The organism is Streptomyces sp. NPDC059900 (assembly GCF_050270335.1).
GTDB lineage: Bacteria > Actinomycetota > Actinomycetes > Streptomycetales > Streptomycetaceae > Streptomyces.
On the sequence record NZ_JBNNJZ010000012.1, the window covers coordinates 1 to 24663 of the forward strand.

Consider the following 24663-nt stretch of genomic DNA (forward strand, 5'->3'; position numbering starts at 1 on the left):
GCCGGTGGGGGCTTTTCGCGCAGTTCCCCGCGCCCCTTACGGGGCTGCTCGACGCCGTCCGCCGGAGGGGCGCCATGCCGGGGGACCTGAGCCTTGCCGCGCTCGGCCTCGACGTCGTGCCCGCGCTCCAACCCCTTGCCTATCCCGGACATCCCGCCCCCTGGCCCGCCCTCCTGACCGGCGACGGGCTACTCCCCCTCGGTGTGCGTCCGCTGCCGCTCGGCCGGTGGCCCGTGGCGGGGCGGGCGCTCGACGACGTGCTCGGCGAGCGGGGGCAGGCACCCGTCGGCCGCAGGCATCCGGTCATCGCCGTCGGGTCGAACGCGTCCCCCGCTCAGGTCGCGTACAAGCTGCTCCGGCGCGGCATCCCCGCCACCGTGCCGATGGTTCCGGTGCGGGTGCGCGGCATCGCGGTGGGCTGCTCGGCGCACATCGGGCGGGCGGGATATGTGGCGGCGGCGCCCTGCCGCGCCGATCCGGCGGCCGAGACCTCCCTGGTCGTGAGCTGGCTCGACGACGAGCAGTTCGGGGCGGTCGACGAGACGGAGTTCCCCAACTACCGGCGGGCGCTGCTCACGGGCGACGGCTCCGGTCTTGTCCTGCCGTCCGGGGAGGCGCTCGACGGCGCGTATCTCTACGTCAGCTCGTTCGGTGTCCTGATCGACCCGGGGACCGGACTTCCGCGCCCCGGCGGCGGTGACCAGGCGGCGCTGCTCGACTCGCTCATCGGGGGTTCGCCCGAGCTGCGCGGGCTGCTCGGGCCGGGGCCCGGCGACTGGGTGCGCAAGGCCGCCGGCGACCGTACGCTGCGGGAGCGCGGCACGCGTGCCTTCGCCGATGCGGGGTGGGTGCTGGCTCAGCCTGGTTTCCCTTGAGGGCGAGAGTTTTACTTGCCTTTGGCTGGAACCGTCAGCTCCCCGTTATCCTCCTAACCCTTACGGGGGCGTGTGCCCCGACGTCCTGAACCATTCGATGGGTGCGGAGAATGATCGAGGCAGTCGGCCTGACGAAGCGCTACGGCGCCAAGACAGCCGTGTACAACCTTTCCTTTCAGGTGCGGCCCGGCACGGTCACCGGCTTCCTGGGCCCGAACGGCTCCGGCAAATCGACGACCATGCGCATGATCCTCGGGCTCGACCAACCCACCACGGGCCAGGTGACGATCGGCGGCTACCCGTACCGCAAGCTCCCCAACGCCCCCCGCCAGGTCGGCGCGCTGCTCGACGCCAAGGCGGTGCACGGCGGCCGGCACGCCCGCAACCACCTCCTGTGCCTCGCGCAGCTCTCCGGCATCCCGGCCCGCCGGGTCGACGAGGTGCTCGGCGTCGTGGGCCTCCAGGAGGTCGCCAAGAAGCGCTCCAAGGGCTTCTCCCTCGGCATGGGCCAGCGCCTGGGCATCGCCGCCGCACTCCTCGGCGACCCGCAGGTGCTGCTCTTCGACGAGCCGGTCAACGGCCTCGACCCCGAGGGCATCCTCTGGGTCAGGAACCTGATGAAGTCCCTCGCCGCCGAGGGCCGTACGGTCTTCGTCTCCTCGCACCTCATGAGCGAGATGGCGCTCACCGCGGAGCACCTGATCGTGATCGGCCGCGGGCAGCTGCTCGCGGACATGAGCGTCAAGGACTTCATCTCGCACAACTCCGCCGACTTCGCCCGGGTGCGCACGCCGGAAGGCGACGTGCAGCAGCGCGAGAAACTGTCGGCCGCGCTGTCCGAGGCGGGCGGCCAGGTCATGCCCGAACAGGACGGCGCGCTGCGCGTGACCGGCCTTCCGCTCCCCCGCATCAGCGACCTCGCGCACGGCGCGGACGTCCGCGTGTGGGAGCTCTCCCCGCACCAGGCCTCGCTCGAAGAGGCGTACATGCGGATGACGCAGGGCGCCGTCGACTACCGCTCCACGGTCGACCAGCGCGCCGGTCTCCAGCAGCAGCTGCCGCCGGGTGCGATGCCGCAGCAGCCGATGCCGGTACCGGGACAGGGCCAGCCGGGGTGGTACGCACCGCCGTCGCCCCAGCAGGGCGGCCAGCCGTTCGCGATGCCGCAGGGCGCGCCCCAGGGAGTCCCGGGCGCCCCTGGCGCACCGCAGGGACCGCCGCAGGGCCCCCCGCCGGGCACTCCGAACCCGTACGCGGCCGCCGCCCCGCAGGCACCTGCCTCCGCGCCCGCTCCCGCCCCTGCTCCCGACATGACCAAGCGAGACAGCGAGGACCCCCGATGACCACGCCTCCGACTCCGCAGCCGCAGGCGCAGCCCCAGCAGGCATTCCAGCAGGCACACGCACAGGCGGGCGCTCCCGTGCCGCAGGGCGCTCCCCCGCAGGGCGCCCCGATGCCGCAGGGCGGTCCGGTACCGCCGGGCGGCGCCCCGATGGCTCCCCCGCCGGCCGCCCCCGCGCCGCCCTCCGCGTGGCAGCAGGCGATGAACAACGCCTACACCTCGCCGATCCCGGTCAAGAAGACCCACCTCGGCAACGCCCTCGCGTCCGAGTGGACGAAGATCAAGTCGGTCCGCTCGACGATGTGGACCCTCGGCGTCTTCTTCCTCCTGGTCGTCGGCATCGGCCTGCTGGTGGCCGGACAGACCTCGCCCCGCGACTACGCGGACGTGCCGTTCACGATCCCGGCGTTCTTCGGTCTCGTGCTCGGCCAGATCTGCCTGATCACGCTCGGCGTCCTGGTGACGTCGTCCGAGTACGGCACGGGCATGATCCGCACGACGTTCACGGCGTCGCCGCAGCGCTACCGCGTGCTCGCCGCCAAGATCCTGATCTTCTTCGTGATCGCCTTCGTCGTCTCCGCGGGCTCCATCCTCCTGGTGGGCCTGATGACGTCGGGGATGAACAGCGGCCCCGAGGCGGGCGACGTCGACTGGTCGGGCACGGTCCTCAAGGGCGGGCTCTACGTCTCGCTCCTGGGCGTCCTCGCGCTCGCCGCAGGATCGATGCTGCGCCACTCGGCGGGCGCGATCACCGCGATGCTCGGCGTGGTCCTGGTGCCCGCGATCCTGCCCGTGTTCCTGATGATCTCCGAGGGCACGCGCCCGCTGGGCGAGAAGATGATGGACTACAACGCCATCAACTCACTGGCCAAGATCTTCGAGATGGACGGGAACGGCACCGGCACCTCGCAGCTGCTGCTGCTCGTCGGCGTGACGGCGGCCGCGATCGCCGGCGCCTTCGCCCTCCTGGAGAAGCGCGACGTGTAGCCGTTCAGTACCTCGGCGCGTTACGGGACCGCTGCACCCGCGTGGTGCGGCGGTCCTTCGCGTTCCAGCAGGCCTTGTGCCAGTGCCTGCGCTCGTCCACGCCCGAGTGCTCGGGCCAGGCCACCACATGGGCGACGCCGGAGGGGATCTCCTGGTCGCATCCGGGGCAGCGATAGGTCTTGCCCGCCGCGCTGGCGCCCGCGACATGGCGCAGGCTCCACTGCTCGCCCTGCCAGTTCTCGGTGGACTGGAAGCCGCCGTAGCGGCCGGAGGTTTCCGCGTCCGTGCGCGGGCCGTCTTCTCCGGCGCTCTTCGGGCGGTTGCGACGCGGGGACACGAGACACCTCACGGGATGTACGGGAGTCAGGGGTACGTCCAGCCTACGCGGCACCCGCGGGGGTATGCGCCCGGTACGAACCCTCACAGATCCCCCCTGCATTTCGCAGAAAATCCGTCAATCTTCATGCGAAGCCGTGCCTTTGGCACGTGTCACGCGTTGTTGCCCGTAGGGGGAGTGCCTGCGTCGGCGCCAAGGAGGCAGGAGAACGATGCGTGTAGGTAGTTTTGTGCTGGCCGCCCAGTTCCCGGGACAGGGGCAGGGAGAAGCGCTGCACCGTGCGGTGCGGTCCGCCGAAGTGGCCGAGGAGGCGGGCCTTGACTCGGTCTGGCTCGCCGAGCACCACTTCGTGCCGTACGGCACCTGTCCGTCCGCCGTGACCCTCGCCGCGCTCCTGCTGGGACGCACGCGGCACATCCGCGTCGGCACCGCCGTGAGTGTCCTGCCGACCGTCCATCCGGTCGCCCTGGGCGAGCAGGCGGCGCTGCTGCATCTGACCTCCGGCGGGCGCTTCTCGCTGGGTGTGGGGCGCGGCGGCCCGTGGGTGGATCTGGAGGTCTTCGGGTCCGGCCTCGACGCGTACGAGAAGGGCTTCCCGGATTCGCTCGATCTGCTGCTGCGGTGGCTGCGCGAGCCCCGCGTCGCGAGCGACGCGGACCGGTTCCCCTTCCGCGAGGTGGCCGTGGTGCCCCGGCCGCAGGAGGCGCTGACCGGCTCGGCCGGGGACGCCGGGGAGACGGCCGGCGGGCCCGAGGTGATCGTCGCCTGCACCTCGCCGTCCAGCGTGCGGCTCGCGGCGGAACGCGGCCTTCCGATGCTGCTCGGCATGCACGTCGGCGACGAGGAGAAGGCCGAAATGGTGGCGTTGTGGCGGCGGCACGCGCGCGCCGCGGGGCGCACGCCGGAGGAAGTCCATCTGGCTCCGCACGTCTCCGCCGGGGTCGCACAGATCGCCGACCGGCGCACGGACGCGGCGGAGATACTGCAGAAGGCGATGCCGGGGTGGCTCAAGCAGGGCCTGGACGCACATGTGACGGTCGACGGCCGCGCGCGGACGATGCGGGATCCGCTCGCGTACACCGAACTGCTCTGCGGACTGCACCCGGTGGGCACTCCGCAGCTGTGCGCCGACCGTATCGCGGCGACCTCGGAGCGCACGGGGATCACCCGTTTCGCGCTGCTTGTCGAGGGCTCGGGCGACCTGGCCACGACGGAGGAGAACGTCCGGAGGCTGGGTGCCGAGGTGCTGCCCCAGCTCGGTTGATCCGCTGGGGCGGGGAGCTGCCGCTCCGGTACTAGAACACCTCCCGCGTACGGAGCGGCAGCACAGAGCGTCAGCAGTCCCGCAGCGTGGGTGACTGGTTGAGCAGCTGGCCGCGGATCGAGGTGAAGCGGGCGAGCCGGTCATCCACGGACGCGTCCAGCGGGAACACGGCGACACGGTGGCAGTTCTGGAATGCGAGACGCACTCCGAAGTGGCGCTGCAGAGCGCCGCGAATCGCGTCACTCGCGAGCGCCCGCAGAAGCTGGCCGCGTGCCTGCTCATTCGGGGGCGGCGTCTGGTTGTCGGCGAACTCGCCGCCGTCAACCTTCAGCTGTGCCACCAGGGAGCTGATCATCTCCCATGCGTAAGGCAGGGAGGTCCGGACGCAGTCGACGAATTCTGCTTCATCGACCTCGCCTCGCTCGGCCTGTTCCAACAGCGCCGGTGAGACGTCGAGCGACATGGGTTCTCCTCTCGCGCCCCCGGGGAGCGGGGGCTCACGGACAGGGAAGGAGTCCGTACACGCAGCGTGCACGCACGACGACCTCCTGCTTATACGTTAAGCATCGGACCCGCACTGCACCAGGAGATTGGGAACATAACCGGCCAGGATCGAACAGGTCCATCGATGGAGGAATCGCGCGGGGCCCCCGGGGTCGAGTAGCGTTGCGCCCCATGCGTCTTGTCATTGCCCGCTGCTCCGTGGACTACGCGGGCCGGCTCACCGCCCATCTCCCGTCGGCCCCCCGTCTGATTCTCGTGAAGGCCGACGGCAGTGTCTCGATCCACGCGGACGACCGCGCCTACAAACCCCTCAACTGGATGTCCCCGCCCTGCACCTTGAAGGAGGGGACGGGGGACGACGAGGGCGTGTGGACCGTCGTGAACAAGGCGGGCGAGAAACTCATCATCACGATGGAAGAGATCCTGCACGACTCCTCGCACGAACTGGGCGTCGATCCGGGCCTCATCAAGGACGGCGTGGAAGCACACCTTCAGGAACTGCTCGCCGACCGGATCGAGACGCTCGGCGAGGGCTATTCACTGATCCGGCGCGAGTACATGACGGCGATCGGCCCGGTGGACATCCTCTGCCGCGACGCCGAGGGACAGACCGTCGCCGTGGAGATCAAGCGACGCGGCGAGATCGACGGCGTCGAGCAACTCACCCGCTACTTGGAGCTGTTGAACCGCGACCCGCACCTGGCCCCCGTCAAGGGCATCTTCGCCGCCCAGGAGATCAAGCCGCAGGCCCGCGTGCTCGCCACCGACCGCGGCATCGGCTGCACCGTCCTGGACTACAACGCGATGCGCGGCATCGAGGACGACAAGCTGCGGCTGTTCTGAGAGTTCTCGTACGTGTGGGGGGCCGGGTCCGTCAGGACCCGGCCCTCCATTCGTCTGCCCGTCAGATCGTCGACTCCGAACCGGAAGAACCGCCGCTCGTCGCCGGGCTGCTCATCGCGCTGCTGCTCGCGGGGCCGCTCGCCGAGTTCGACGTGTCCGGGGACGACGGCGGGTCCGGGGTCGGCTCCGTGGTCGTCGGCGGAGGGGTCGTCGGCGGCTTCGTCGTGGGCGGCTTGGTCGTCGGCGGCTTCGTGGTCGGCGGCTTCGTCGTGGGCGGCTTCGTGGTCGGCGGCTTCGTCGTCGGCTTGTCGGACGGCTTGTCCGAGGTGTCGTCGGACGGCTTGCCGCTGTCGCTCGGCTCGTCGGACGGTTCGCCGCTTCCGCTCGGCGCTCCGTCGTCGGCCGTGCCGGGGATGTTGTCCGCGCCGTCGTCGCCCGGGCGGCTCGTCGAGTCCTGCGCGGGCTTGTCGGCGGTCAGGCCGTCGTCGTCCTGGTCCTGGCTCGCCGACTGCTCGGTCTTGACCTTGTCGGGCGGGTTGTCGTCGTTGTCGGACGTCGCGCCGAGGGTCACCACCGTGCCGAGCACGGCGGCGAGGAGGGCTCCGGCGCCCGCCGCCACGAGGTTGCGCCGGGTGCCGTTGACGATGGAGCGGCGGGTGGGTGCCGGTCCCGCGCCCGCGGCCGGCGAGGCGTTGCGGGTGACCAGGGTCTCCGGCTCCGGGGGCGGTACGGGCAGCGCGAACGCCGCCGGCACTCCGCCGGGCGGCGACGCCGACTCCTCGTGGCGCGCGTCGGGCAGCTCTTCGCCCGCCGCCGGGCTCGCGCCGGACAGCACGCCGCCCGAGCGGTCGGCGACCAGGGCGAGCGCCCTGCGGCCCGCGATCATGCCCCGCTTGTCGGCGAGCGCGCCGCGCAGGCCGATGGAGGCTTCCAGTTCGGCGCGGGCCCGGTCGAGCTGTCCGCCGCAGAGCGCGAGGATGCCGAGCTCATGGTGGAAGTACGCCTCTTCGGCGACCTCGCCCGCGGTCCGCGCCGCCTCCTGGCCCGACCGCAGGGCACGCTCCCAGGGGCCCCAGCCGAGCCCGCCCGCGAAGGCCGGAGCGACCGTACGGGCAAGCAGTACGGCGGCGCTGTCCTGCCCCGCGACCAGGACGCCGAGGGCGGCCAGCACGGCGTCCGCCTCGGCCACGACCCGCTCCGGGCCGACCGAGGGGTGCCCGGCCCACCAGGCGTAGTGCTGGGCGGCGCTCTGGGCGCGCTCGGCGGTGTCGTCCGCGTACCCGGAAGCCTCCAGCTGGGTGCGCACCCCGGCGGCGAGCCGGTAGTGCGAGCCGACCGCCGTGACGAGCGCGGTGGAGACCAGCTCGGCGAGGGCCGCGTCCGCGTGGGTGTCGCCCACGAGGGCGGGCAGATGCGCCTGGTGCGGCAGCTCTCCGCCGAGCGCGACGGCGAACCGCAGCGTGGTGCGCGCCGACGGGCTCAGCCGGGACGCGAGCAGCGCCGCGGGTGCCGCGCCGTCGGCGAGCGAGGGCAGCGGTACGTCGTGGCCCTCGGCGCCGAAGGGCGCGTCGACCGGGGCTTCGGCGTAGTAGCCGTATTCGTCGAAGGCGTTCGGGTCGGCGCGCAGCTGGTCGCGCTGGCGCAGCAGGGCGCCCGCCTGGACGAAGCGCAGGGGCAGGCCCTCCGACTCGAACCACAGGTCGCCCGCCCAGTTCGCCTCGTCGTCCGTCAGGACGCGGCCGACGGCGCGCTCGAGGAGTTCGAGGCTGCCGCTGCGGCCGATGCCGCCGAGGAAGACCTCTTCGAGGTGCGAGTCGGGTGACGGCGCGGCGACGTCGGGGGTGGCGGAGATGAGGAAGGCGCACTCGGGGGTGGCGTCGAGCAGCTCCTCCAGGGCGGCCGCGCCGAATTCCAGGTCGTCCAGGACGACGACGGCGCCGATCTCGTGGACCAGTTCGAGCAGCAGGGCGCGGTCGGGGCGGTGCAGCGGGGCGTTGTAGACCACGTTGAAGAGGTCCTGGAGCAGCTCGCCGGGCGTCTTGTGGAAGCCGGAGAGCCGGATGACGCCGTCCGGTGCGAGGTCCGCGCAGTCCTCGGCGACGGCGCCCAGGAGCGCCGTGCGCCCGGAGCCCGCGGGACCGGTGAGGCGCACCGAGCGCCCGCGTGCGAGCAGGCGCACGAGCCGCTCGCGCTCCTCCTGCCGCTCCAGGAGCGGCATCCGGGGCAGGACGGGTCCCGGCGGTACGGGCGGCGCCGACGCACGGCGCAGCTCGGCGCGCTCGGCGGCGGTGCGCTTGACGGGCTGCGCGGGCCGCTCCCCCGGCGGGCAGGGTTCGATCTCGCTGCCGTCGACGGGGTTCACGGTGAGCAGGAAGTCGCCCGACACGAGCTGGACGGTGCGGGCCAGCGTGGGTGCGGGCTGCCCGAAGTCGGGTGTCAACGGATCGCGCGGTGGCCGCGCCGAACGCGCGGAGTCGTCGTCGTTGATGTCGTCATGGCCGTACTCTTCCGGTCCCCGGTTCATCGGGTCCATGGTCAAAGCCCCCCAGATGCGTCGTGTACACAGCCCCCTCCGGCCTTGTGCACACTGCGCTGTCGCTTCTGGTCCGGTGCCCCCGCTCGGGCGTCTGTCTTCGTCATGACGGTGGGCGACCGAACCCTAGACCTTCGCTCAGTATCTCCGAACGGGCGGGGTACCGCGCCGTCCGAGACGTCACAGCTTCGTGAGGATTGTGCGCGAGATGCGTTTCACTCCCGAATCACCCCCGAATCGCCGGGGATCATCGCGGAATCACACGCGGGGCAGGGATTCCACCCCGATGCCACCCTCGATGGCCAGGATGCGGTGCAGTCGGGTGGCGACCAGCAGGCGCTGCATCTGGGGCGGCACGCTGCGCAGCACGAGCCGGCGTCCGCACCGTCCCGCGCGCCGGTGTGCGCCCATGATGACGCCGAGTCCCGTGGCGTCCCACGAGTCGAGTTCGGACAGGTCGAGCACCAGGTCACCGGCTCCGTCGTCGACGGCCGAGTGCAGGACCGTTCGGGCGTCCGCCGCGCTGCGTACGTCGAGGCGTCCCCCGACGACCAGCTGGGCCTGGTCGCCCCTGATGTGCATATGCGCTCCCCGAGAGTGCTGAGTTTCCTGTGACGTGTGTTCCGTAAGCCGTCTGCGTATGTCACTGCAACTGACTGCCGCATGGGCAAGGAAGTTGCCGTCTGTAAGCGAACCGATACCGAATTCACTCCGAGGGGTGACCCCGCAAAGGCGGCGGAGACGTCAGTGCTTATAGAAGCCCTGCCCGCTCTTGCGGCCGATGTCACCGGCGTCAACCATCCGGCGCATCAGCTCGGGCGGTGCGAACTTCTCGTCCTGGGACTCCGTGTAGATGTTGCTCGTGGCGTGCAGCAGGATGTCGACGCCCGTCAGGTCGGCGGTCGCCAGCGGTCCCATGGCGTGCCCGAAGCCGAGCTTGCAGGCGATGTCGATGTCCTCGGCGGTGGCGACGCCCGACTCGTAGAGCTTCGCGGCCTCGACGACGAGCGCCGAGATCAGACGGGTCGTCACGAAACCCGCGACGTCGCGGTTCACGACGATGCACGTCTTGCCGACGGACTCGGCGAACTCCCGCGTACGGGCGAGGGTTTCGTCGCTGGTCTTGTAACCGCGCACGAGTTCGCACAGCTGCATCATCGGCACCGGCGAGAAGAAGTGCGCGCCCACGACCCGCTCCGGACGGTCCGTCACGGCGGCGATCTTCGTGATCGGGATGGCAGAGGTGTTCGACGCGAGCACGGCGTCCTCACGCACGATCTTGTCGAGCGTACGGAAGATCTCGTGCTTGACCTCGAGCTTCTCGAAGACGGCCTCGACGACGATGTCCGCGTCGGCGACGGCGTCCATGTCGGTGCTCGTCGTGATGCGTCCCAGCGCCGCCCCGGCGTCCTCGGCGGCGAGCTTGCCCTTGCTCACGAACTTGTCGTACGACGCCTTGATCCCGTCGGTGCCACGGGTCAGAGCCTCATCGGTGACGTCGCGCAGAACGACGTCCCAGCCCGCCTGGGCGGAGACCTGAGCGATGCCGGACCCCATGAGTCCGGCTCCGATGACGGCGAGCTTCCGTGCCACTGTTCCGACTCCCCTACCGCTTATCACGCTTGGCTTACACGCTGTTTACGTTTGCCCTTCCGGCGCACGTTAGCGGTCGTGAGCGCGCCTGTGGCCGTGAAGTAACGCGCGTCACGTCTCAGATGACGGACATCACACTGGTACGGGTCATTCGGCGGCGCGCACCGCGTAGTTGAGGACCTTCGCGCCGAGCAGGTCCTCCATCTCGTCCAGCAGGACGAGGGCATCACGGGACACTTCGGCAGGCTTGCGGCACTTGGTCATCTCGTCGCCGATCCACGCCATGAGCGTGCTGTGGACCCAGGAGAGCTGACCCGCGATCAGTCCGGGCATGGGGTCGCCCTCATCGGCCCCCGCCTCCTCGGCGAGGGTCTTCGTGAGGCTTCCCAGCGCCTGCTGCTGGATCTCCCAGAGCCGGGAGCGCAGGGCGTGGGCCTCGGTGATGACCTTCATGAAGTCGGCCCAGCCCGGGAAGAGCCCGACGTGCGGCGAGACGCCCTCGACGTCCGCACGCAGTGCGCGCAGGACGGCTCCGGCGGCGGACTCCCCCGGACGGCGTCCGCGCACATAGCCCGAGAGCCGGTCGACGACGGCCTCGCCGCGGTCGAGGAAGAGGTCCTCCTTGACCGGGAAGTAGTTGTAGACCGTGTTCACGGAGACGTCCGCGGCTTCCGCGACGTCCGCGACGGTCACCGTGACGAAGCCGTGCTCCAGGAAGAGCCCCGTCGCGATGTCCGAGATCCGCTGCTTGGTCTGCCGCTTCTTGCGCTCCCTGAGTCCTTCAGCCATGGGTTCACCCTACGACCACTGGCTTGGGCAACTGAAAACTTGGGGTGACCAGAAAACTTGGTGTCATTGCAAAATTGGAGAGACTCTGTTTTTGTGGTCGCCATGGCAATCATCAGCACGGCCGGCCTCACCCGGACCTTCCGGACCAAGCGCGGCACCGTCGAGGCCGTGCGCGGCATCGACCTGACCGTCGCCCCCGGCGAGATCCTCGGCTTCCTCGGACCGAACGGCGCGGGCAAGACGACGACGCTGCGCATGCTCACCACGCTCCTGCCGCCCACCGGCGGCGCCGCCACCGTCGCGGGCGCCGACCTGGCCCGCGACCCGGCTTCCGTACGACGCAAGATCGGTTACGTGGCCCAGTCCGGCGGCGTCGACCTGAACATCTCCGTACGCGAGGAACTGGTGACCCAGGGCCGCCTCTACCGCCTGACCAGGCCGCAGGCCGAAGCCAGGGCTCAGGAACTGGCCGCCGACCTGGACCTCACCGACCTGCTCGACCGCAAGTGCGCGACCCTCTCCGGCGGCCAGCGGCGGCGGCTCGACATCGCCATGGGCCTGATGCACCGGCCCGAGGTGCTCTTCCTCGACGAACCGACCACCGGGCTCGACCCGGGCAGCAGGGCCGACCTGTGGGCGCTCGTGCGGCGGCTGCGCGACGACCACGGCACCACCGTCGTCCTGACCACGCACTACCTCGACGAGGCCGACGCGCTCTGCGACCGCCTGGTCGTCATCGACAAGGGCGTCGTGGTCGCCGAGGGCACGCCGAGCGCGCTCAAGCTCCGGTACGGCGGCTCGATCGACGCCTCGCTCCAGGACACCTTCCTCGCCGTCACCGGGCGCGACCTCGCCCCCAAGGACACGGCGCCGGTCGCCGTCTAAGCCCTCACATCCCCGGGACCCTACCTATGTCTGCGTTTCTCTCCGACACCGCGCTGATCTTCGGGCGGTACGCCCGCCAGACCCTGCGCTCCAAGTTCCAGATCCTCTTCGGCGTCCTGATGCCGCTGCTCTACCTCCTCTTCTTCGGCCCCCTCCTGACCGATCTGCCGCTGGGCTCGCGCGGTGACTCCTGGCAGGTGCTCGTGCCGGGGCTGCTGCTCCAACTCGGCCTGTTCGGAGCCTCGTACAGCGGTTTCGCGATCATCATCGAGAAGCAGTTCGGCGTGGTGGAGCGGATGCGGGTGACGCCGGTCAGCCGGCTCGCGCTCCTGCTCGGGCGGGTGCTGCGGGATGCCGCGCTCTTCGTCTTCCAGGCCGTGCTGCTCGTCCTCGCGGCCGTCGTGATGGGGCTGCGGGCGCCGCTCGCCGGGATCCTCATCGGCTTCGCGTTCGTGGGGGTCCTGACGGTCGTCCTCGCGTCCCTCTCGTACGCCCTCGCGCTGCTCGTCTCCAAGCCGCACGAGTTCGGTCCCGTCATCAACGCGGTCAGCATGCCCTCGATGCTGCTCTCCGGCCTGATGCTGCCGATGGCGCTCGCGCCGGGCTGGCTCGACGTGCTCTCGCACTTCATGCCGTTCCGCTATCTGGTGGACGCGGTGCGGGCCGCCTACGTGGGCGAGTACGCGGGTACGGCGATGCTGTACGGGATCCTGACGGCGGCGGCGCTCACCGTCGGGTCCGTGACGGTCGGCACACGTGTCTTCCGCAGGGCGGGCGCGTAACTAGGCTGGGCCCATGGTCAATCTGACGCGCATCTACACCAGGACCGGCGACCAGGGCACGACCGCCCTCGGTGACATGAGCCGCACCGCCAAGACCGATCTGCGGATCTCGGCGTACGCCGACGCCAACGAGGCCAACGCCGTGATCGGCACCGCGATCGCGCTCGGGCAGCTCGACGAGGCGGTCGTGAAGGTCCTGGTCCGGGTCCAGAACGACCTCTTCGACGTGGGCGCCGACCTTTCGACGCCGGTCGCCGAGAACCCGGAGTACCCGCCGCTGCGCGTCGAGCAGTTCTACATCGACAAGCTGGAGGCGGACTGCGACCGCTTCAACGGCGAGCTGGAGAAACTGCGCAGCTTCATCCTGCCGGGCGGCACGCCGGGCGCGGCGCTGCTGCACCAGGCGTGCACCGTCGTGCGACGGGCCGAGCGGTCCACGTGGGCGGCCTTCGAGGTGCACGGAGAGGTGATGAATCCGCTGACGGCGACCTATCTGAACCGGCTCTCCGACCTCCTTTTCATCCTGGCCCGTTCGGCCAACAAGGAGGTCGGAGACGTGCTGTGGGTGCCCGGCGGCGAGCGCTAGGCGCTCCGCTGGGTTGCCGGTCGGTCTTCCGCGGGGATTTCGTGGCTGGTCGCGCCGTTCCCCGCGCCCCTTCGGGGATCGTCCGCCACCGGTGCCTTCTTCGGGAACAGCGTGTACGACCCGGCGATGATCACGTTGATGCCGATCACCCACAGCATCCGCTGCTGCCACATCCGCAGCGACTCGGTGTCCCCGTCGCCCCCGACGTACCAGACCGCTCCCTGCAGCAGCGCCATGGCGATCAGCGCGGCCAGGACCCAGCGGGCGGCGATCTTCCACTCGTGGACGGCGCGGGGCATCCCGTACTTGGGGGTCGACGGCGGCGGGCCGCCCGCGAAACGGTGGGCGACGCGGACGTCCACCCACTTGATCGTGTAGTGGCCGAGTGCGACGGAGTAGCCGATGTAGACGGCGGCCAGGCCGTGCTTCCAGTCCGGTTCCGCGCCGTTCTTCAGGTCGATCGCGGTGACGACCAGGAGGACGGCCTCCAGGAGCGGCTCGCACAGCAGCACCGCGACGCCCGCGCGCGGCATCTTCGCCGCGTACCGCAGGGCGAGGCCGCCGGCCAGCAGCACCCAGAAGCCGACCTCGCAGATGATGATCAGTGTGACGATCACGGTTCGCTCCTCTCGGTCACCTTTCCAGGCTCCCTTCGGACCGGCCGCGGATCATCGTCGCCAGTGACGAAGTGACACTGCATCCTTCGATGTAGCGCGCGGTTCCTCCCCCGGGATCACGCGCTGTCCCGGCGCGCCGTGTTGGATGGACACATGGCCTTGTCCCTCCCCCGCCCGCACCTCGTCGACGTACGGATCGCCGTGGGCAGCGTGCTCGCCGGGCTCGCATGGTGGGCGCTCGGGCTCCACATGCAGACGGACCGGGTGCTCGGCGGCACCTGGGCGCTGATCCCGCTCTTCGTCCTCGCGGGTCTGGAGCTGCTGCGCAGGAGCAGACCGCAGATCGCCCTGGTCATCGCCACGATCGCGCTGGTCGCCGATCAGTTCACGGCCGGCAATCTCGCGTCGGTCATCATGTTCACGGACATCATGTACGCGGCCGTGGTCTACGGGACTCCGGCCGCAGCCCGGCGCATCCCGGTCACCACGGGACTGATCACGGTGGCGGTGACGATCGGCTTGCTGGCCTGGTGGAAGGAGCCGGAGGCGATCCTCATCGGCGTCGTCACCGGTCTGGTCTCCTTCGGTCCGGCCTCCACCGGCGTCCTCGTCCGCACCCACCGCGAGGCCGCGGGCACCGCACGCCTGCGGGCCGAACAGACCGCGCTGCTCGCCGAGATGGACCGCGTGCAGGCCATCACGGCCGAGCGCGCCCGGATGGCCCGCGAGCTGCACGACATGGTCGCCAACCACCTCTCGGCGATCGCCATCCACTCCACCGCCGCGCTCTCCCTCGACGACCCGAAGACCACCCGCGACGCCCTCACCGTCATCCGCGAGAACAGCGTCGAGGGCCTGGCCGAGATGCGCCGCCTCATCGGCATCCTCCGCGACCCGAGCGACGACGGGGAGCCGACGGCCTCCCCCACCCTGGACGGCCTCGGCGCCCTGATCGGCAACGCACGTACCAATGGTCTGGACGTCACCCTCGACGACACCCGGTCCGCGGACAGCTCCAAGCTCCCCGCCCCGGTCGAACTCGCGGCGTACCGCATCATCCAGGAGTCCCTGACCAACGCCCTCAAGCACGCGTCGCCCGGCCGGGTGACGGTGACGCTCACCCAGCGGCGGCGCGCCTTCGAAGTCGGCGTGACCAGCCCGTACGGCTCCCCGTCCGGCCCTCGCGCGCCGGGCTCCGGAGCCGGCCTCGTCGGCATGCGCGAGCGCACCGAACTGCTCGGCGGCACCTTCGATTCGGGGCCCGAGAGCAGCGCCGCCACCGACGACGGGAAGGTCTGGATCGTGCGCGCGACCCTGCCCGTCGACCCCTCAGACCTCGACCCCGCCGATGAAGGAGTGACCGAATGATCCGCGTGCTCGTCGCCGAGGACCAGTCCGCCGTACGGGCGGGTCTCGTCCTGATCCTGCGCAGCGCGCCGGACATCGAGGTGGTCGGCGAGGCGTCGGACGGCGAGCAGGCGGTGGCGCTGGCCCGTGAACTCCGCCCGGACCTGGTGCTCATGGACATCCAGATGCCGCGCCTCGACGGGGTCTCCGCGACCCGGCAGGTCGTCGCCGACGGGCTCTCGGACGTGCTCGTCCTGACCACCTTCGACCTCGACGAGTACGTCTTCGGGGCGCTGCGCGCGGGCGCCTCCGGGTTCCTCCTGAAGAACACCGAGGCCAAGGACCTCCTGGAGGCGGTCCGTACGGTCGGGCGCGGCGAGGGCCTGATCGCTCCGGCGGTCACCCGGCGCCTGATCGCCGAGTTCGCGGCCCCGAAGTCCGTGCGGCCCGTCCGCCGCGAGAACGGCCCCGATCCCGCCATCCTCGACACCCTCACCCGCCGCGAGCGCGAGGTGCTCGCGTGCCTCGGCGAAGGTCTCTCGAACGCCGAGATCGCGGTCCGGTTGACCATGGCGGAGGCGACGGTGAAGACCCACGTCAGCCGACTGCTCGGCAAGCTGGAGCTGCGCAGCCGGGTGCAAGCGGCGGTGCTCGCGCAGGAGTTGGGTGTGTGACGCCTGATCCGGTGTTCCGGACCGGCGCAATCCGGCCAATGGTTCAGACCTCTTGACCGCTGGTCCAGACCTTTCTATTCTCACCGCACTGCGGTGAGCACTCCCCCCACGTGTTCCTGGTGCTCACGGGCGGCGCAGGGTTCCACCCCTATGACCCCCCGGACTTACCCGAGGAGCACACCTTGCGCTTCAGACACAGAGCAGTGGCAGGCCTCACCACCCTGCTGCTCCCGCTCGCCACCCTGGTCGCACTCGGCGGCAGCGCCGAAGCAGCACCGGAAGCCGCCCCCGCGGCCACCGCCACGTACGCCAAGACCCAGGACTGGGGCAGCGGCTTCGAAGGCAAGTGGACCGTCAAGAACACCGGAACCACCTCCATAAGCTCCTGGAACGTCGAGTGGGACTTCCCCTCCGGCACGAAGGTGACCTCCGCCTGGGACGCCACCGTCACCAACTCCGGCAACCACTGGACCGCCAAGAACCTCGGCTGGAACGGGACGCTCGCCCCCGGCGCCTCGGTCTCCTTCGGGTTCAACGGCTCGGGCCCCGGCTCCCCCTCCAACTGCACGCTCAACGGCGCCAGCTGTGACGGCGGCAGCGTCCCCGGCGACGAGAAGCCCTCGGCACCCGGCACCCCCACCGCGTCCGACATCACGGACACCTCGGTGAAACTGTCCTGGAAGGCGGCCACCGACGACAAGGGCGTCAAGAACTACGACGTCCTTCGCGACGGCTCCAAGGTCGCCACGGTCACCGGAACCTCGTACGCCGACAGCGGCCTGACCGCGGGCACCGACTACTCCTACACGGTCCAGGCCCGCGACACCGCCGACCAGACGGGACCGGCCTCCGGCGCCGTCAAGGTACACACGACCGGCGGCGGCACCGACCCGGGCCCCGGCCCCGGTGACAAGGTCAAGCTCGGCTACTTCACCCAGTGGGGCGTCTACGGCCGCAACTACCACGTGAAGAACATCGACACCTCGGCCTCCGCCTCCAAGATCACGCACATCAACTACGCCTTCGGCAACGTCCAGGGCGGCAAGTGCACCATCGGCGACGCCTACGCCGACTACGACAAGGCCTACACCGCCGACCAGTCGGTCGACGGCAAGGCCGACACGTGGGACCAGCCCCTGCGCGGCAACTTCAACCAGCTGCGCAAGCTCAAGGCCAAGCACCCGAACCTCAAGGTCCTGTGGTCCTTCGGCGGCTGGACCTGGTCCGGCGGCTTCACCGACGCGATGAAGAACCCGGCGGCCTTCGCCAAGTCCTGCCACGACCTGGTGGAGGACCCGCGCTGGGCCGACGTCTTCGACGGCATCGACCTGGACTGGGAGTACCCCAACGCCTGCGGCCTGACCTGTGACACCAGCGGCCCGGCATCGATGAAGAACATGATGCAGGCGTTCCGCTCCGAGTTCGGCAAGGACGCCCTGGTCACCGCCGCGATCACCGCGGACGGCTCCAACGGCGGCAAGATCGACGCGGCCGACTACGGCGGCGCCTCGCAGTACGCCGACTGGTTCAACGTCATGACGTACGACTTCTTCGGCGCGTGGGCGGCCAAGGGCCCGACGGCCCCGCACTCCCCGCTCACCTCCTACTCCGGCATCCCGCAGGAGGGCTTCAACTCCGCCGACGCGATCTCGAAGCTGAAGGCGAAGGGCGTTCCCGCCGCCAAGCTCCTGCTCGGCATCGGCTTCTACGGCCGCGGCTGGACCGGCGTCACCCAGAAGGAGCCGGGCGGCACGGCGACCGGCGCGGCGCAGGGCACGTACGAGGCGGGCATCGAGGACTACAAGGTCCTGAAGAACTCCTGCCCCGCCAACGGCACCATCGCCGGCACGGCCTACGCCCACTGCGGCAACAACTGGTGGTCGTACGACACCCCGGCGACGGTCAAGAGCAAGATGGCCTGGTCGAAGCAGCAGGGCCTGGGAGGCGCGTTCTTCTGGGAGTTCAGCGGGGACACCACGAACGGTGAGCTCGTGTCTGCCATTAATGACGGTCTGAAGTAGCTCGCCCCAATACGAAGCCGGGGAGAACAGGTACGCCCCCTGTTCTCCCCGGCTTCTTCATGTTTTGTACCTGCGGACCGTATGTGGCTGGTCGCGCAGTTCCCCGCGCCCCTTACGGGGCTCAGGCCACGTTGACTCGCTGGCCCGGAGGCGCCGCCTCCAGCCAAGCCAAGAACCCCGTGAGCGCGTCCTCGCCCATCGCGAGCTCCAGGCGGACGCCGCGGTGCAGGCAGCCGAGGACGATCGCGTCGGAGAGCAGTGCGAGTTCCTCCTCGCCGTCCGGCGCGCGCCGGTCGACGACCTCGATGGCCGAACGCTCCAGGACCCGGCGCGGGCGGGGAGCGTACGAGAAGACGCGGTACCACTCGATCCGGTCGCCGTTGTAGCGGGCGACTCCGTACCCCCAGCCCTTGCCGGAGGTCTCGCCCTTCTCCGGGGCGTTCCAGCGCAGGCTGCAATCGAAGGTGCCGCCGGACCGCTGGATGAGCCGGCGCCGCAGTCCGAAGACGAAGAGCCCCACCAACACCAGAACGACCAACACGAGTCCGCACACGAGCAGAGTGAGGATCATCGGCACCGACCTCCTCGCCTCTTCGAAACGGACCAACAGAATTGCACCCGCACTGCCTCAGCCGCGACCCGGTCCGGATTACTCCGGACCTGGCCGCGGCTGAGTCACGTCAACGCCGTCGCGCAGGGTTTCAGCGCGACGAAACCGCCCGCAGTCGGACGTCCGCGCGACGCTCGGCGGAGGCGTCGGCCTCCGACTTCGCGCGCTCGAGCGCCCGCTCCGCACGCTGTACATCGATCTCGTCCGACAGCTCGACGATCTCAGCAAGCAGTGAGAGCTTGTTGTCCGCGAAGGAGATGAATCCTCCGTGGACGGCAGCGACGACAGTGTTGCCGTCACTCGTACGAATGGTCACCGGGCCCGATTCCAGCACACCGAGCAGCGGCTGGTGACCGGGCATGACGCCGATGTCGCCGGACGTGGTGCGCGCGACGACCAGGGTGGCCTCGCCGGACCAGACACTGCGGTCCGCGGCGACCAGCTCGACATGCAGCTCAGCAGCCAAGGGTGGCTCCTCGGGTCACCACCCGACGACTTCGCCGGGTGTTGGGTCAAATTCTAGTGGGCGTTTCAGGAGGGGTGGGACTCGCCCACCCCTCCCGTGAGTCACGGACTCAGGAGACGCCGAGCTCCTTGGCCTTCGCCTTGAGGTCCTCGATGCCACCGCACATGAAGAACGCCTGCTCGGGGAAGTGGTCGTACTCGCCGTCGATGATCGCGTTGAACGCGGCGATCGACTCGTCGAGCGGCACGTCCGAACCGTCGAGACCGGTGAACTGCTTGGCCGCGTGGGTGTTCTGCGACAGGAAGCGCTCGACGCGGCGGGCACGCTGGACGACCAGCTTGTCCTCCTCGCTGAGCTCGTCGATGCCGAGAATCGCGATGATGTCCTGGAGGTCCTTGTACTTCTGCAGAATTCCCTTGACGCGCATGGCGGCGTCGTAGTGGTCCTGCGCGATGTAGCGCGGGTCCAGGATGCGGGACGTCGAGTCCAGCGGGTCCACCGCCGGGTAGATGCCCTTCTCCGAGATCGGACGCGACAACACGGTCGTCGCGTCGAGGTGCGCGAAGGTCGTGGCCGGGGCCGGGTCGGTCAGGTCGTCCGCGGGGACGTAGATCGCCTGCATCGAGGTGATCGAGTGACCACGCGTCGAGGTGATGCGCTCCTGGAGGAGGCCCATCTCGTCGGCCAGGTTCGGCTGGTAACCCACCGCGGAGGGCATACGGCCGAGCAGGGTCGAGACCTCGGAACCGGCCTGCGTGAAGCGGAAGATGTTGTCGATGAAGAACAGCACGTCCTGCTTCTGCACATCGCGGAAGTACTCCGCCATGGTCAGACCGGCCAGGGCGACACGCAGACGCGTGCCCGGCGGCTCGTCCATCTGGCCGAAGACCAGGGCGGTCTTGTCCAGAACGCCCGACTCTTCCATCTCGTCGATGAGGTCGTTGCCCTCACGCGTGCGCTCGCCGACACCGGCGAACACGGAAACGCCCTCGTGCAGCTTGGCCACACGCATGATCATTTCCTGGATGAGGACGGTCTTGCCGACGCCCGCTCCACCGAACAGACCGATCTTTCCACCCTTGACGTACGGGGTGAGAAGGTCGACGACCTTCAGGCCGGTCTCGAACATCTCGGTCTTGGACTCGAGCTGGTCGAAGGCCGGGGCCTTGCGGTGGATCGGCCAGCGCTCGGTGACCTGAGCCTCGGCCTCCGGCTCGTTCAGGATGGCGCCGAGGGTGTTGAACACCTTGCCCTTGGTGATGTCACCGACGGGGACGGTGATGCCCGTGCCCGTGTCGGTCACCGCGGCCTGGCGGACCAGACCGTCGGTGGGCTGCATCGAGATGGCGCGGATGATGCCGTCGCCGAGGTGCTGGGCAACCTCGAGCGTCAGCGTCTTCTTCTCGCCGTCCTTGGCCGGGTCGGCCACCTCGACGTGAAGCGCGTTGTAGATGTCCGGCATCGCGTCGACGGGGAACTCCACGTCGACGACCGGGCCGATCACCCGGGCGACGCGGCCCGTGGCAACGGCCGTATCAACAGTGGTCGTCATTACTTGTCACTCCCCGCGGAAGCGTCGGCCAGGGCACTGGAGCCACCGACGATCTCGCTGATTTCCTGGGTGATTTCGGCCTGGCGGGCCGCGTTGGCAGAACGGGTGAGAGCGTTGATCAGGTCACCCGCGTTGTCGGTCGCCGACTTCATCGCGCGGCGCGTGGCGGCGTGCTTGGAAGCAGCCGACTGGAGCAGCGCGTTGTAGATACGGCTCTCGACGTAGCGCGGCAGCAGGGCGTCGAGGACGTCCTCCGCCGACGGCTCGAAGTCGTACAGCGGACGGGCCTCGTCACTCTGGCCCGCCTCCTCCGCGACCTTGTCGAGGCTCAGCGGGAGCAGCCGGGAACCGGTCGCTTCCTGCGTCATCATCGAGATGAACTCGGTGTAGACGATGTGGAGTTCATCCACGCCGCCCTCGGCCGTGTCCTTCTCGATGGCCTCGATCAGGGGTGCGGCGATCTCCTTGGCGTCCGCGTAGGAAGGGGCATCGGTGAAGCCCGTCCACTGCCCGGAGATCTTCCGCTCACGGAAGTTGTAGTGCGCGATGCCACGGCGGCCGACGATGTACGTGTCGACCTCCTTGCCCTCGCCCCGCAACTTCTCCGTGAGCTTCTCCGCACCCTTGATGGCGTTGGAGTTGAAGGCGCCGGCCAGACCGCGGTCGCTCGAAAGGAGCAGAACAGCGGCCCGGGTCGGAGTCTCGGCCTCGGTGGTCAGCGGGTGCTTGTCGTTCGCACCCACCGCCACCGCGGTGACCGCGCGGGTCAGCTCGGTCGCGTACGGAGTGGAGGCGGTCACCTTGCGCTGTGCCTTGACGACACGCGAGGCGGCGATCATCTCCATCGCCTTGGTGATCTTCTTGGTCGCGGTGACGGATTTGATGCGACGCTTGTAGACCCGGAGCTGGGCTCCCATGAGTCAGGTCCCTTCCGTCGTCACTTGGACGCGTCGACGGCAGCCGGAGCGTCCTCGCCGAGCAGCTTGCCGTCCGAGGTCTCGAACTGCTTCTTGAACTCGGCGACGGCGTCGGCGATGGCCGTGATCGTGTCGTCGGACATCTTGCCGCCCTCCTTGATGGAGGTCATCAGGCCCTGCTCCTTGCGGTGCAGGTACTCGAGCAGCTCACGCTCGAAGCGCCGGATGTCGACGACCGGGACCTCGTCCATGCGGCCCGTGGTGCCGGCCCAGATGGAGATGACCTGGTCCTCGGTGGCCATCGGCTGGTACTGAGCCTGCTTGAGCAGCTCGACCATGCGCTGACCGCGCTCGAGGGAGGCCTTCGACGCGGCGTCCAGGTCGGAACCGAAGGCGGCGAACGCCTCAAGCTCGCGGTACTGGGCGAGGTCCACGCGCAGACGGCCGGAGACCTGGCGGATCGCCTTGTGCTGGGCGGAGCCACCGACACGGGAGACCGAGATACCGACGTTCAGGGCCGGACGCTGACCGGCGTTGAACAGGTCGGACTCCAGGAAGCACTGGCCGTCGGTGATGGAGATGACGTTGGTCGGAATGAACGCCGACACGTCGTTCGCCTTGGTCTCGACGATCGGGAGACCCGTCATCGAGCCCTTGCCCATCTCGTCCGAGAGCTTCGCGCAGCGCTCGAGCAGACGCGAGTGCAGGTAGAAGACGTCACCCGGGTAGGCCTCGCGCCCCGGCGGGCGGCGGAGCAGCAGGGACACGGCGCGGTAGGCGTCGGCCTGCTTCGAGAGGTCGTCGAAGATGATGAGGACGTGCTTGCCCTCGTACATCCACTGCTGGCCGATGGCCGAACCGGTGTAGGGGGCCAGGTACTTGAAGCCCGCCGGGTCGGACGCCGGGGCGGCGACGATGGTCGTGTACTCCAGCGCACCGGCCTCTTCGAGGGCACCGCGCACGGAGGCGATGGTGGAGCCCTTCTGACCGACGGCGACGTAGATGCAGCGCACCTGCTTGTTCACGTCGCCCGAGCGCCAGTTGTCGCGCTGGTTGATGATCGTGTCGACGGCCAGGGCGGTCTTGCCCGTCTGGCGGTCGCCGATGATCAGCTGACGCTGGCCACGGCCGATCGGGGTCATGGCGTCGACGGCCTTGTAGCCGGTCTCCATCGGCTCGTGCACCGACTTGCGGTCCATGACCGTGGGGGCCTGCAGCTCGAGGGCGCGGCGTCCGGACGTCTCGATCTCGCCGAGGCCGTCGATCGGGGCGCCGAGCGGGTCGACGACGCGGCCGAGGTAGCCCTCGCCGACCGCGACCGAAAGGACCTCGCCGGTACGGGTGACCGGCTGGCCCTCTTCGATGCCGCTGAACTCGCCGAGGACGACGGCGCCGATCTCGCGCTCCTCAAGGTTGAGGGCGAGACCGAGGGTGCCGTCCTCGAACTTCAGCAGCTCGTTGGCCATGGCCGAGGGGAGGCCCTCGACCTTCGCGATGCCGTCACCGGCAACGCTGACCGAACCGACCTCCTCGCGCGAGGCCGCGTCCGGCTTGTACGCCTGGACAAAGTTCTCCAGTGCGTCCCGGATCTCCTCCGGCCGGATCGTGAGCTCCGCCATCTGGGTTCCCTGCTCTCCTTGTTGGGCCCGAAGTTTCACTTTGGGGGTCTGGGGACTCCCCCCAAGTAAGAGGTGAATCCTCTGCACGGCCCAACTAGGGCCGTAATTACAACGTTTTGCGTGAGTACTAGCTCGCCATGCGGCGGTGCGCGTCCTCGAGTCGGTCCGCGATGCTGCCGTTGATGATCTCGTCACCGACCTGCACCGTGATCCCGCCGAGGACCGCGGGGTCCACGTCGAGGTTCAGGTGCATCTGGCGGCCGTAGACCTTCGCCAGGACGGCGCCGAGGCGCTGCTTCTGCTGGTCCGTGAGGGGAACAGCCGAAGTGACGACGGCGACCATGCGGTCCCTGCGGTCCGCGGCCAGCTTGGAAAGGGACTCGAGTCCACCTTCCAGGCTACGTCCACGGGGCGCGGTCACAAGGCGCTCGACGAGCCGCTCCGTGACCTCATTGGCCCGGCCACCGAGCAGGCTGCGCAGCAGCTCGCCCTTGGCCGCACCCGAGGCGGCGCGGTCGGTCAGCGCGGACCGGAGCCCGGTGTTCGAGGAGACGATCCGGCCGAACCGGAACAGCTCGTCCTCGACGTCGTCCAGGGCGCCGGACTTCTGCGCACCGGACAGGTCGGCGAGGTTGGTGAGCTCCTCCAGGGCGTCCACCAGGTCACGCGACTGCGACCAGCGCGAGCGGACCAGGCCGGCCACCAGGTCGGCACTCTCGCCGCCCACCTGCCCGCCGAGCAGCCGCCCGGCGAGCTCGGCCTTGGCCTCACCGGACTGCGACGGGTCGGTCAGGACCCGGCGCAGCGAGACCTCGCGGTTGAACAGCGCGGTGACCGAGGCGAGCTCGTCGGCGAGCCGCCGCACGTCCACCGAGGTGTTGTCGATCAGCGCGTCGAGACGCTCGCGCGCGGCCGCGAGGGCCTCGCGGCTGGCTCCGTGCGCTGTCATCGAGTTGCCTCGGCCTTCTCCTCGAGCTCGTCGAGGAAACGGTCGATGGTGCGGCTCTGCCGGGCGGAGTCCTCGAGGGACTCGCCGACGAGCTTGCCGGCCAGGTCGGTGGCCAGCTGGCCCACGTCCTGACGCAGCGACTGCGCGGCGGCCTTGCGGTCGGCGGCGAGCTGAGCGTGGCCTGCGGCCACGATCTCCTCGCGCTGACGCTGGCCTTCGGCGCGCATCTCGGCGATGAGCTGGGCGCCCTGCTCCTGCGCCTCCTGGCGCAGACGCGCGGCCTCGTGCCGGGCCTCGGCGAGCTGAGCCTTGTACTGCTCGAGCACGCTCTGGGCCTCGGTCTGAGCGGCCTCAGCCTTCTCGATGCCGCCTTCGATCGACTCGCGACGCTCGTCCAGAACCTTGTTGATGTTCGGGAGGAGCTTCTTCCAGAAGAAGAAGAAGACGACAGCGAAGGCCAGTGCGCCGACGAGCAGCTCAGGCCCCGGCGGGATGAGCGGGTTCTGCTCTTCCTCGGCCGCCAGCTGAACCAGGTTGGCGATCACATCAGTGCCTTTCGTCGAAAAGTGTC

25 protein-coding genes are annotated in these 24663 nt (G+C 69.7%); 11 read left to right on the top strand and 14 right to left on the bottom strand.

Annotated features, from left to right (window positions below):
- The 3 genes from ACQKIP_RS03785 to ACQKIP_RS03795 form a co-directional block, all read left to right on the top strand.
- Positions 1-875 (top strand): hypothetical protein (locus ACQKIP_RS03785; RefSeq protein WP_427742076.1); only part of this gene is annotated, 875 nt, incomplete at its 5' end.
- Positions 876-985: 110 nt separating this feature from the next.
- Positions 986-2218 carry an ABC transporter ATP-binding protein gene (locus tag ACQKIP_RS03790; RefSeq protein ID WP_365860660.1) on the top strand — a complete coding sequence of 411 codons (1233 nt, stop codon included), beginning with the start codon at positions 986-988 and terminating at the stop codon, positions 2216-2218.
- A gap of 149 nt (positions 2219-2367) precedes the next feature.
- A complete protein-coding gene (locus ACQKIP_RS03795; RefSeq protein ID WP_427742098.1) occupies positions 2368-3204 on the top strand; it encodes an ABC transporter permease in 837 nt (278 codons plus the stop codon).
- Positions 3205-3208: 4 nt separating this feature from the next.
- On the opposite strand, the gene ACQKIP_RS03800 is transcribed toward ACQKIP_RS03795, so the two are convergent.
- A complete protein-coding gene (locus ACQKIP_RS03800) occupies positions 3209-3541 on the bottom strand; it encodes an ATP/GTP-binding protein (RefSeq protein ID WP_365860659.1) in 333 nt (110 codons plus the stop codon).
- Between the two features lie 211 nt (positions 3542-3752).
- Between ACQKIP_RS03800 and ACQKIP_RS03805 the strand changes: the two genes are divergently transcribed.
- A complete protein-coding gene (locus ACQKIP_RS03805; protein WP_365860657.1) occupies positions 3753-4805 on the top strand; it encodes an LLM class flavin-dependent oxidoreductase in 1053 nt (350 codons plus the stop codon).
- 70 nt (positions 4806-4875) lie between these two features.
- On the opposite strand, the gene ACQKIP_RS03810 is transcribed toward ACQKIP_RS03805, so the two are convergent.
- Positions 4876-5268 carry an SCO5389 family protein gene (locus tag ACQKIP_RS03810; RefSeq protein WP_361181384.1) on the bottom strand — a complete coding sequence of 131 codons (393 nt, stop codon included), beginning with the start codon at positions 5266-5268 and terminating at the stop codon, positions 4876-4878.
- A 212-nt stretch (positions 5269-5480) separates the two neighbouring features.
- Between ACQKIP_RS03810 and nucS the strand changes: the two genes are divergently transcribed.
- Positions 5481-6152: an endonuclease NucS gene (gene nucS / locus ACQKIP_RS03815; protein ID WP_361181386.1), complete on the top strand. Its 672-nt coding sequence runs from the start codon at positions 5481-5483 to the stop codon at positions 6150-6152.
- 61 nt (positions 6153-6213) lie between these two features.
- Here the strand turns inward: nucS and ACQKIP_RS03820 are convergent, their stop codons facing one another.
- From ACQKIP_RS03820 to ACQKIP_RS03835, 4 genes are all read right to left on the bottom strand, one after another.
- Positions 6214-8685: an ATP-binding protein gene (locus tag ACQKIP_RS03820; protein WP_365860655.1), complete on the bottom strand. Its 2472-nt coding sequence runs from the start codon at positions 8683-8685 to the stop codon at positions 6214-6216.
- A 258-nt stretch (positions 8686-8943) separates the two neighbouring features.
- A complete protein-coding gene (locus tag ACQKIP_RS03825; protein ID WP_160507247.1) occupies positions 8944-9267 on the bottom strand; it encodes an STAS domain-containing protein in 324 nt (107 codons plus the stop codon).
- Between the two features lie 162 nt (positions 9268-9429).
- Positions 9430-10278, bottom strand: coding sequence for a 3-hydroxyacyl-CoA dehydrogenase family protein (locus tag ACQKIP_RS03830; RefSeq protein WP_365860653.1), 849 nt, complete (start codon positions 10276-10278; stop codon positions 9430-9432).
- Between the two features lie 147 nt (positions 10279-10425).
- A complete protein-coding gene (locus tag ACQKIP_RS03835; protein ID WP_365860652.1) occupies positions 10426-11067 on the bottom strand; it encodes a TetR/AcrR family transcriptional regulator in 642 nt (213 codons plus the stop codon).
- A 102-nt stretch (positions 11068-11169) separates the two neighbouring features.
- On the opposite strand from ACQKIP_RS03835, the gene ACQKIP_RS03840 reads away from it, so the two are divergent.
- The 3 genes from ACQKIP_RS03840 to ACQKIP_RS03850 are packed head-to-tail and all read left to right on the top strand — an operon-like array spanning position 11170 to position 13320.
- The gene (locus ACQKIP_RS03840) at positions 11170-11952 is read left to right on the top strand and encodes an ABC transporter ATP-binding protein (RefSeq protein ID WP_365860650.1); all 783 of its coding nucleotides are present in this window, start codon (positions 11170-11172) and stop codon (positions 11950-11952) included.
- Positions 11953-11978: 26 nt separating this feature from the next.
- Entirely contained in the window at positions 11979-12734 is a 756-nt protein-coding gene (locus tag ACQKIP_RS03845) for an ABC transporter permease (protein ID WP_365860648.1), read from the top strand.
- Positions 12735-12747: 13 nt separating this feature from the next.
- Positions 12748-13320: a cob(I)yrinic acid a,c-diamide adenosyltransferase gene (locus ACQKIP_RS03850; protein ID WP_365860647.1), complete on the top strand. Its 573-nt coding sequence runs from the start codon at positions 12748-12750 to the stop codon at positions 13318-13320.
- On the opposite strand, the gene ACQKIP_RS03855 is transcribed toward ACQKIP_RS03850, so the two are convergent.
- Positions 13317-13937: a hypothetical protein gene (locus ACQKIP_RS03855; RefSeq protein WP_365860646.1), complete on the bottom strand. Its 621-nt coding sequence runs from the start codon at positions 13935-13937 to the stop codon at positions 13317-13319. The two genes, ACQKIP_RS03850 and ACQKIP_RS03855, sit on opposite strands and share 4 nt — an antisense overlap.
- Before the next feature lie 153 nt (positions 13938-14090).
- Between ACQKIP_RS03855 and ACQKIP_RS03860 the strand changes: the two genes are divergently transcribed.
- The 3 genes from ACQKIP_RS03860 to ACQKIP_RS03870 all read left to right on the top strand — a co-directional run bounded on the left by ACQKIP_RS03860 (position 14091) and on the right by ACQKIP_RS03870 (position 17979).
- Positions 14091-15305, top strand: a complete 1215-nt coding sequence (locus ACQKIP_RS03860; protein ID WP_427742082.1) for a sensor histidine kinase — start codon at positions 14091-14093, stop codon at positions 15303-15305.
- Complete coding sequence (locus tag ACQKIP_RS03865; RefSeq protein WP_365860644.1) at positions 15302-15958, top strand: response regulator transcription factor; 657 nt, start codon at positions 15302-15304, stop codon at positions 15956-15958. Before ACQKIP_RS03860 ends, ACQKIP_RS03865 begins: the two co-directional genes overlap by 4 nt.
- 182 nt (positions 15959-16140) lie before the next feature.
- Positions 16141-17979, top strand: coding sequence for a glycoside hydrolase family 18 chitinase (locus ACQKIP_RS03870; RefSeq protein ID WP_365860643.1), 1839 nt, complete (start codon positions 16141-16143; stop codon positions 17977-17979).
- Between the two features lie 121 nt (positions 17980-18100).
- On the opposite strand, the gene ACQKIP_RS03875 is transcribed toward ACQKIP_RS03870, so the two are convergent.
- The 7 genes from ACQKIP_RS03875 to ACQKIP_RS03905 all read right to left on the bottom strand — a co-directional run bounded on the left by ACQKIP_RS03875 (position 18101) and on the right by ACQKIP_RS03905 (position 24637).
- Complete coding sequence (locus ACQKIP_RS03875; RefSeq protein ID WP_361181409.1) at positions 18101-18550, bottom strand: DUF2550 domain-containing protein; 450 nt, start codon at positions 18548-18550, stop codon at positions 18101-18103.
- 130 nt (positions 18551-18680) lie between these two features.
- Positions 18681-19055: a F0F1 ATP synthase subunit epsilon gene (locus ACQKIP_RS03880; RefSeq protein ID WP_160507238.1), complete on the bottom strand. Its 375-nt coding sequence runs from the start codon at positions 19053-19055 to the stop codon at positions 18681-18683.
- Positions 19056-19164: 109 nt separating this feature from the next.
- Complete coding sequence (gene atpD / locus ACQKIP_RS03885) at positions 19165-20607, bottom strand: F0F1 ATP synthase subunit beta (protein ID WP_365860641.1); 1443 nt, start codon at positions 20605-20607, stop codon at positions 19165-19167.
- The gene (locus tag ACQKIP_RS03890) at positions 20607-21524 is read right to left on the bottom strand and encodes a F0F1 ATP synthase subunit gamma (protein WP_365860639.1); all 918 of its coding nucleotides are present in this window, start codon (positions 21522-21524) and stop codon (positions 20607-20609) included. Before ACQKIP_RS03890 ends, atpD begins: the two co-directional genes overlap by 1 nt.
- 20 nt (positions 21525-21544) lie before the next feature.
- Positions 21545-23143 carry a F0F1 ATP synthase subunit alpha gene (gene atpA / locus ACQKIP_RS03895; RefSeq protein ID WP_365860637.1) on the bottom strand — a complete coding sequence of 533 codons (1599 nt, stop codon included), beginning with the start codon at positions 23141-23143 and terminating at the stop codon, positions 21545-21547.
- Positions 23144-23270: 127 nt separating this feature from the next.
- Complete coding sequence (locus ACQKIP_RS03900) at positions 23271-24092, bottom strand: F0F1 ATP synthase subunit delta (RefSeq protein WP_365860636.1); 822 nt, start codon at positions 24090-24092, stop codon at positions 23271-23273.
- Positions 24089-24637 (bottom strand): F0F1 ATP synthase subunit B, encoded by a 549-nt coding sequence (locus tag ACQKIP_RS03905; RefSeq protein ID WP_365860635.1) that lies wholly within the window; start codon positions 24635-24637, stop codon positions 24089-24091. The genes ACQKIP_RS03900 and ACQKIP_RS03905 overlap by 4 nt, the downstream gene beginning before the upstream one ends.
- Positions 24638-24663: the final 26 nt, after the last annotated feature.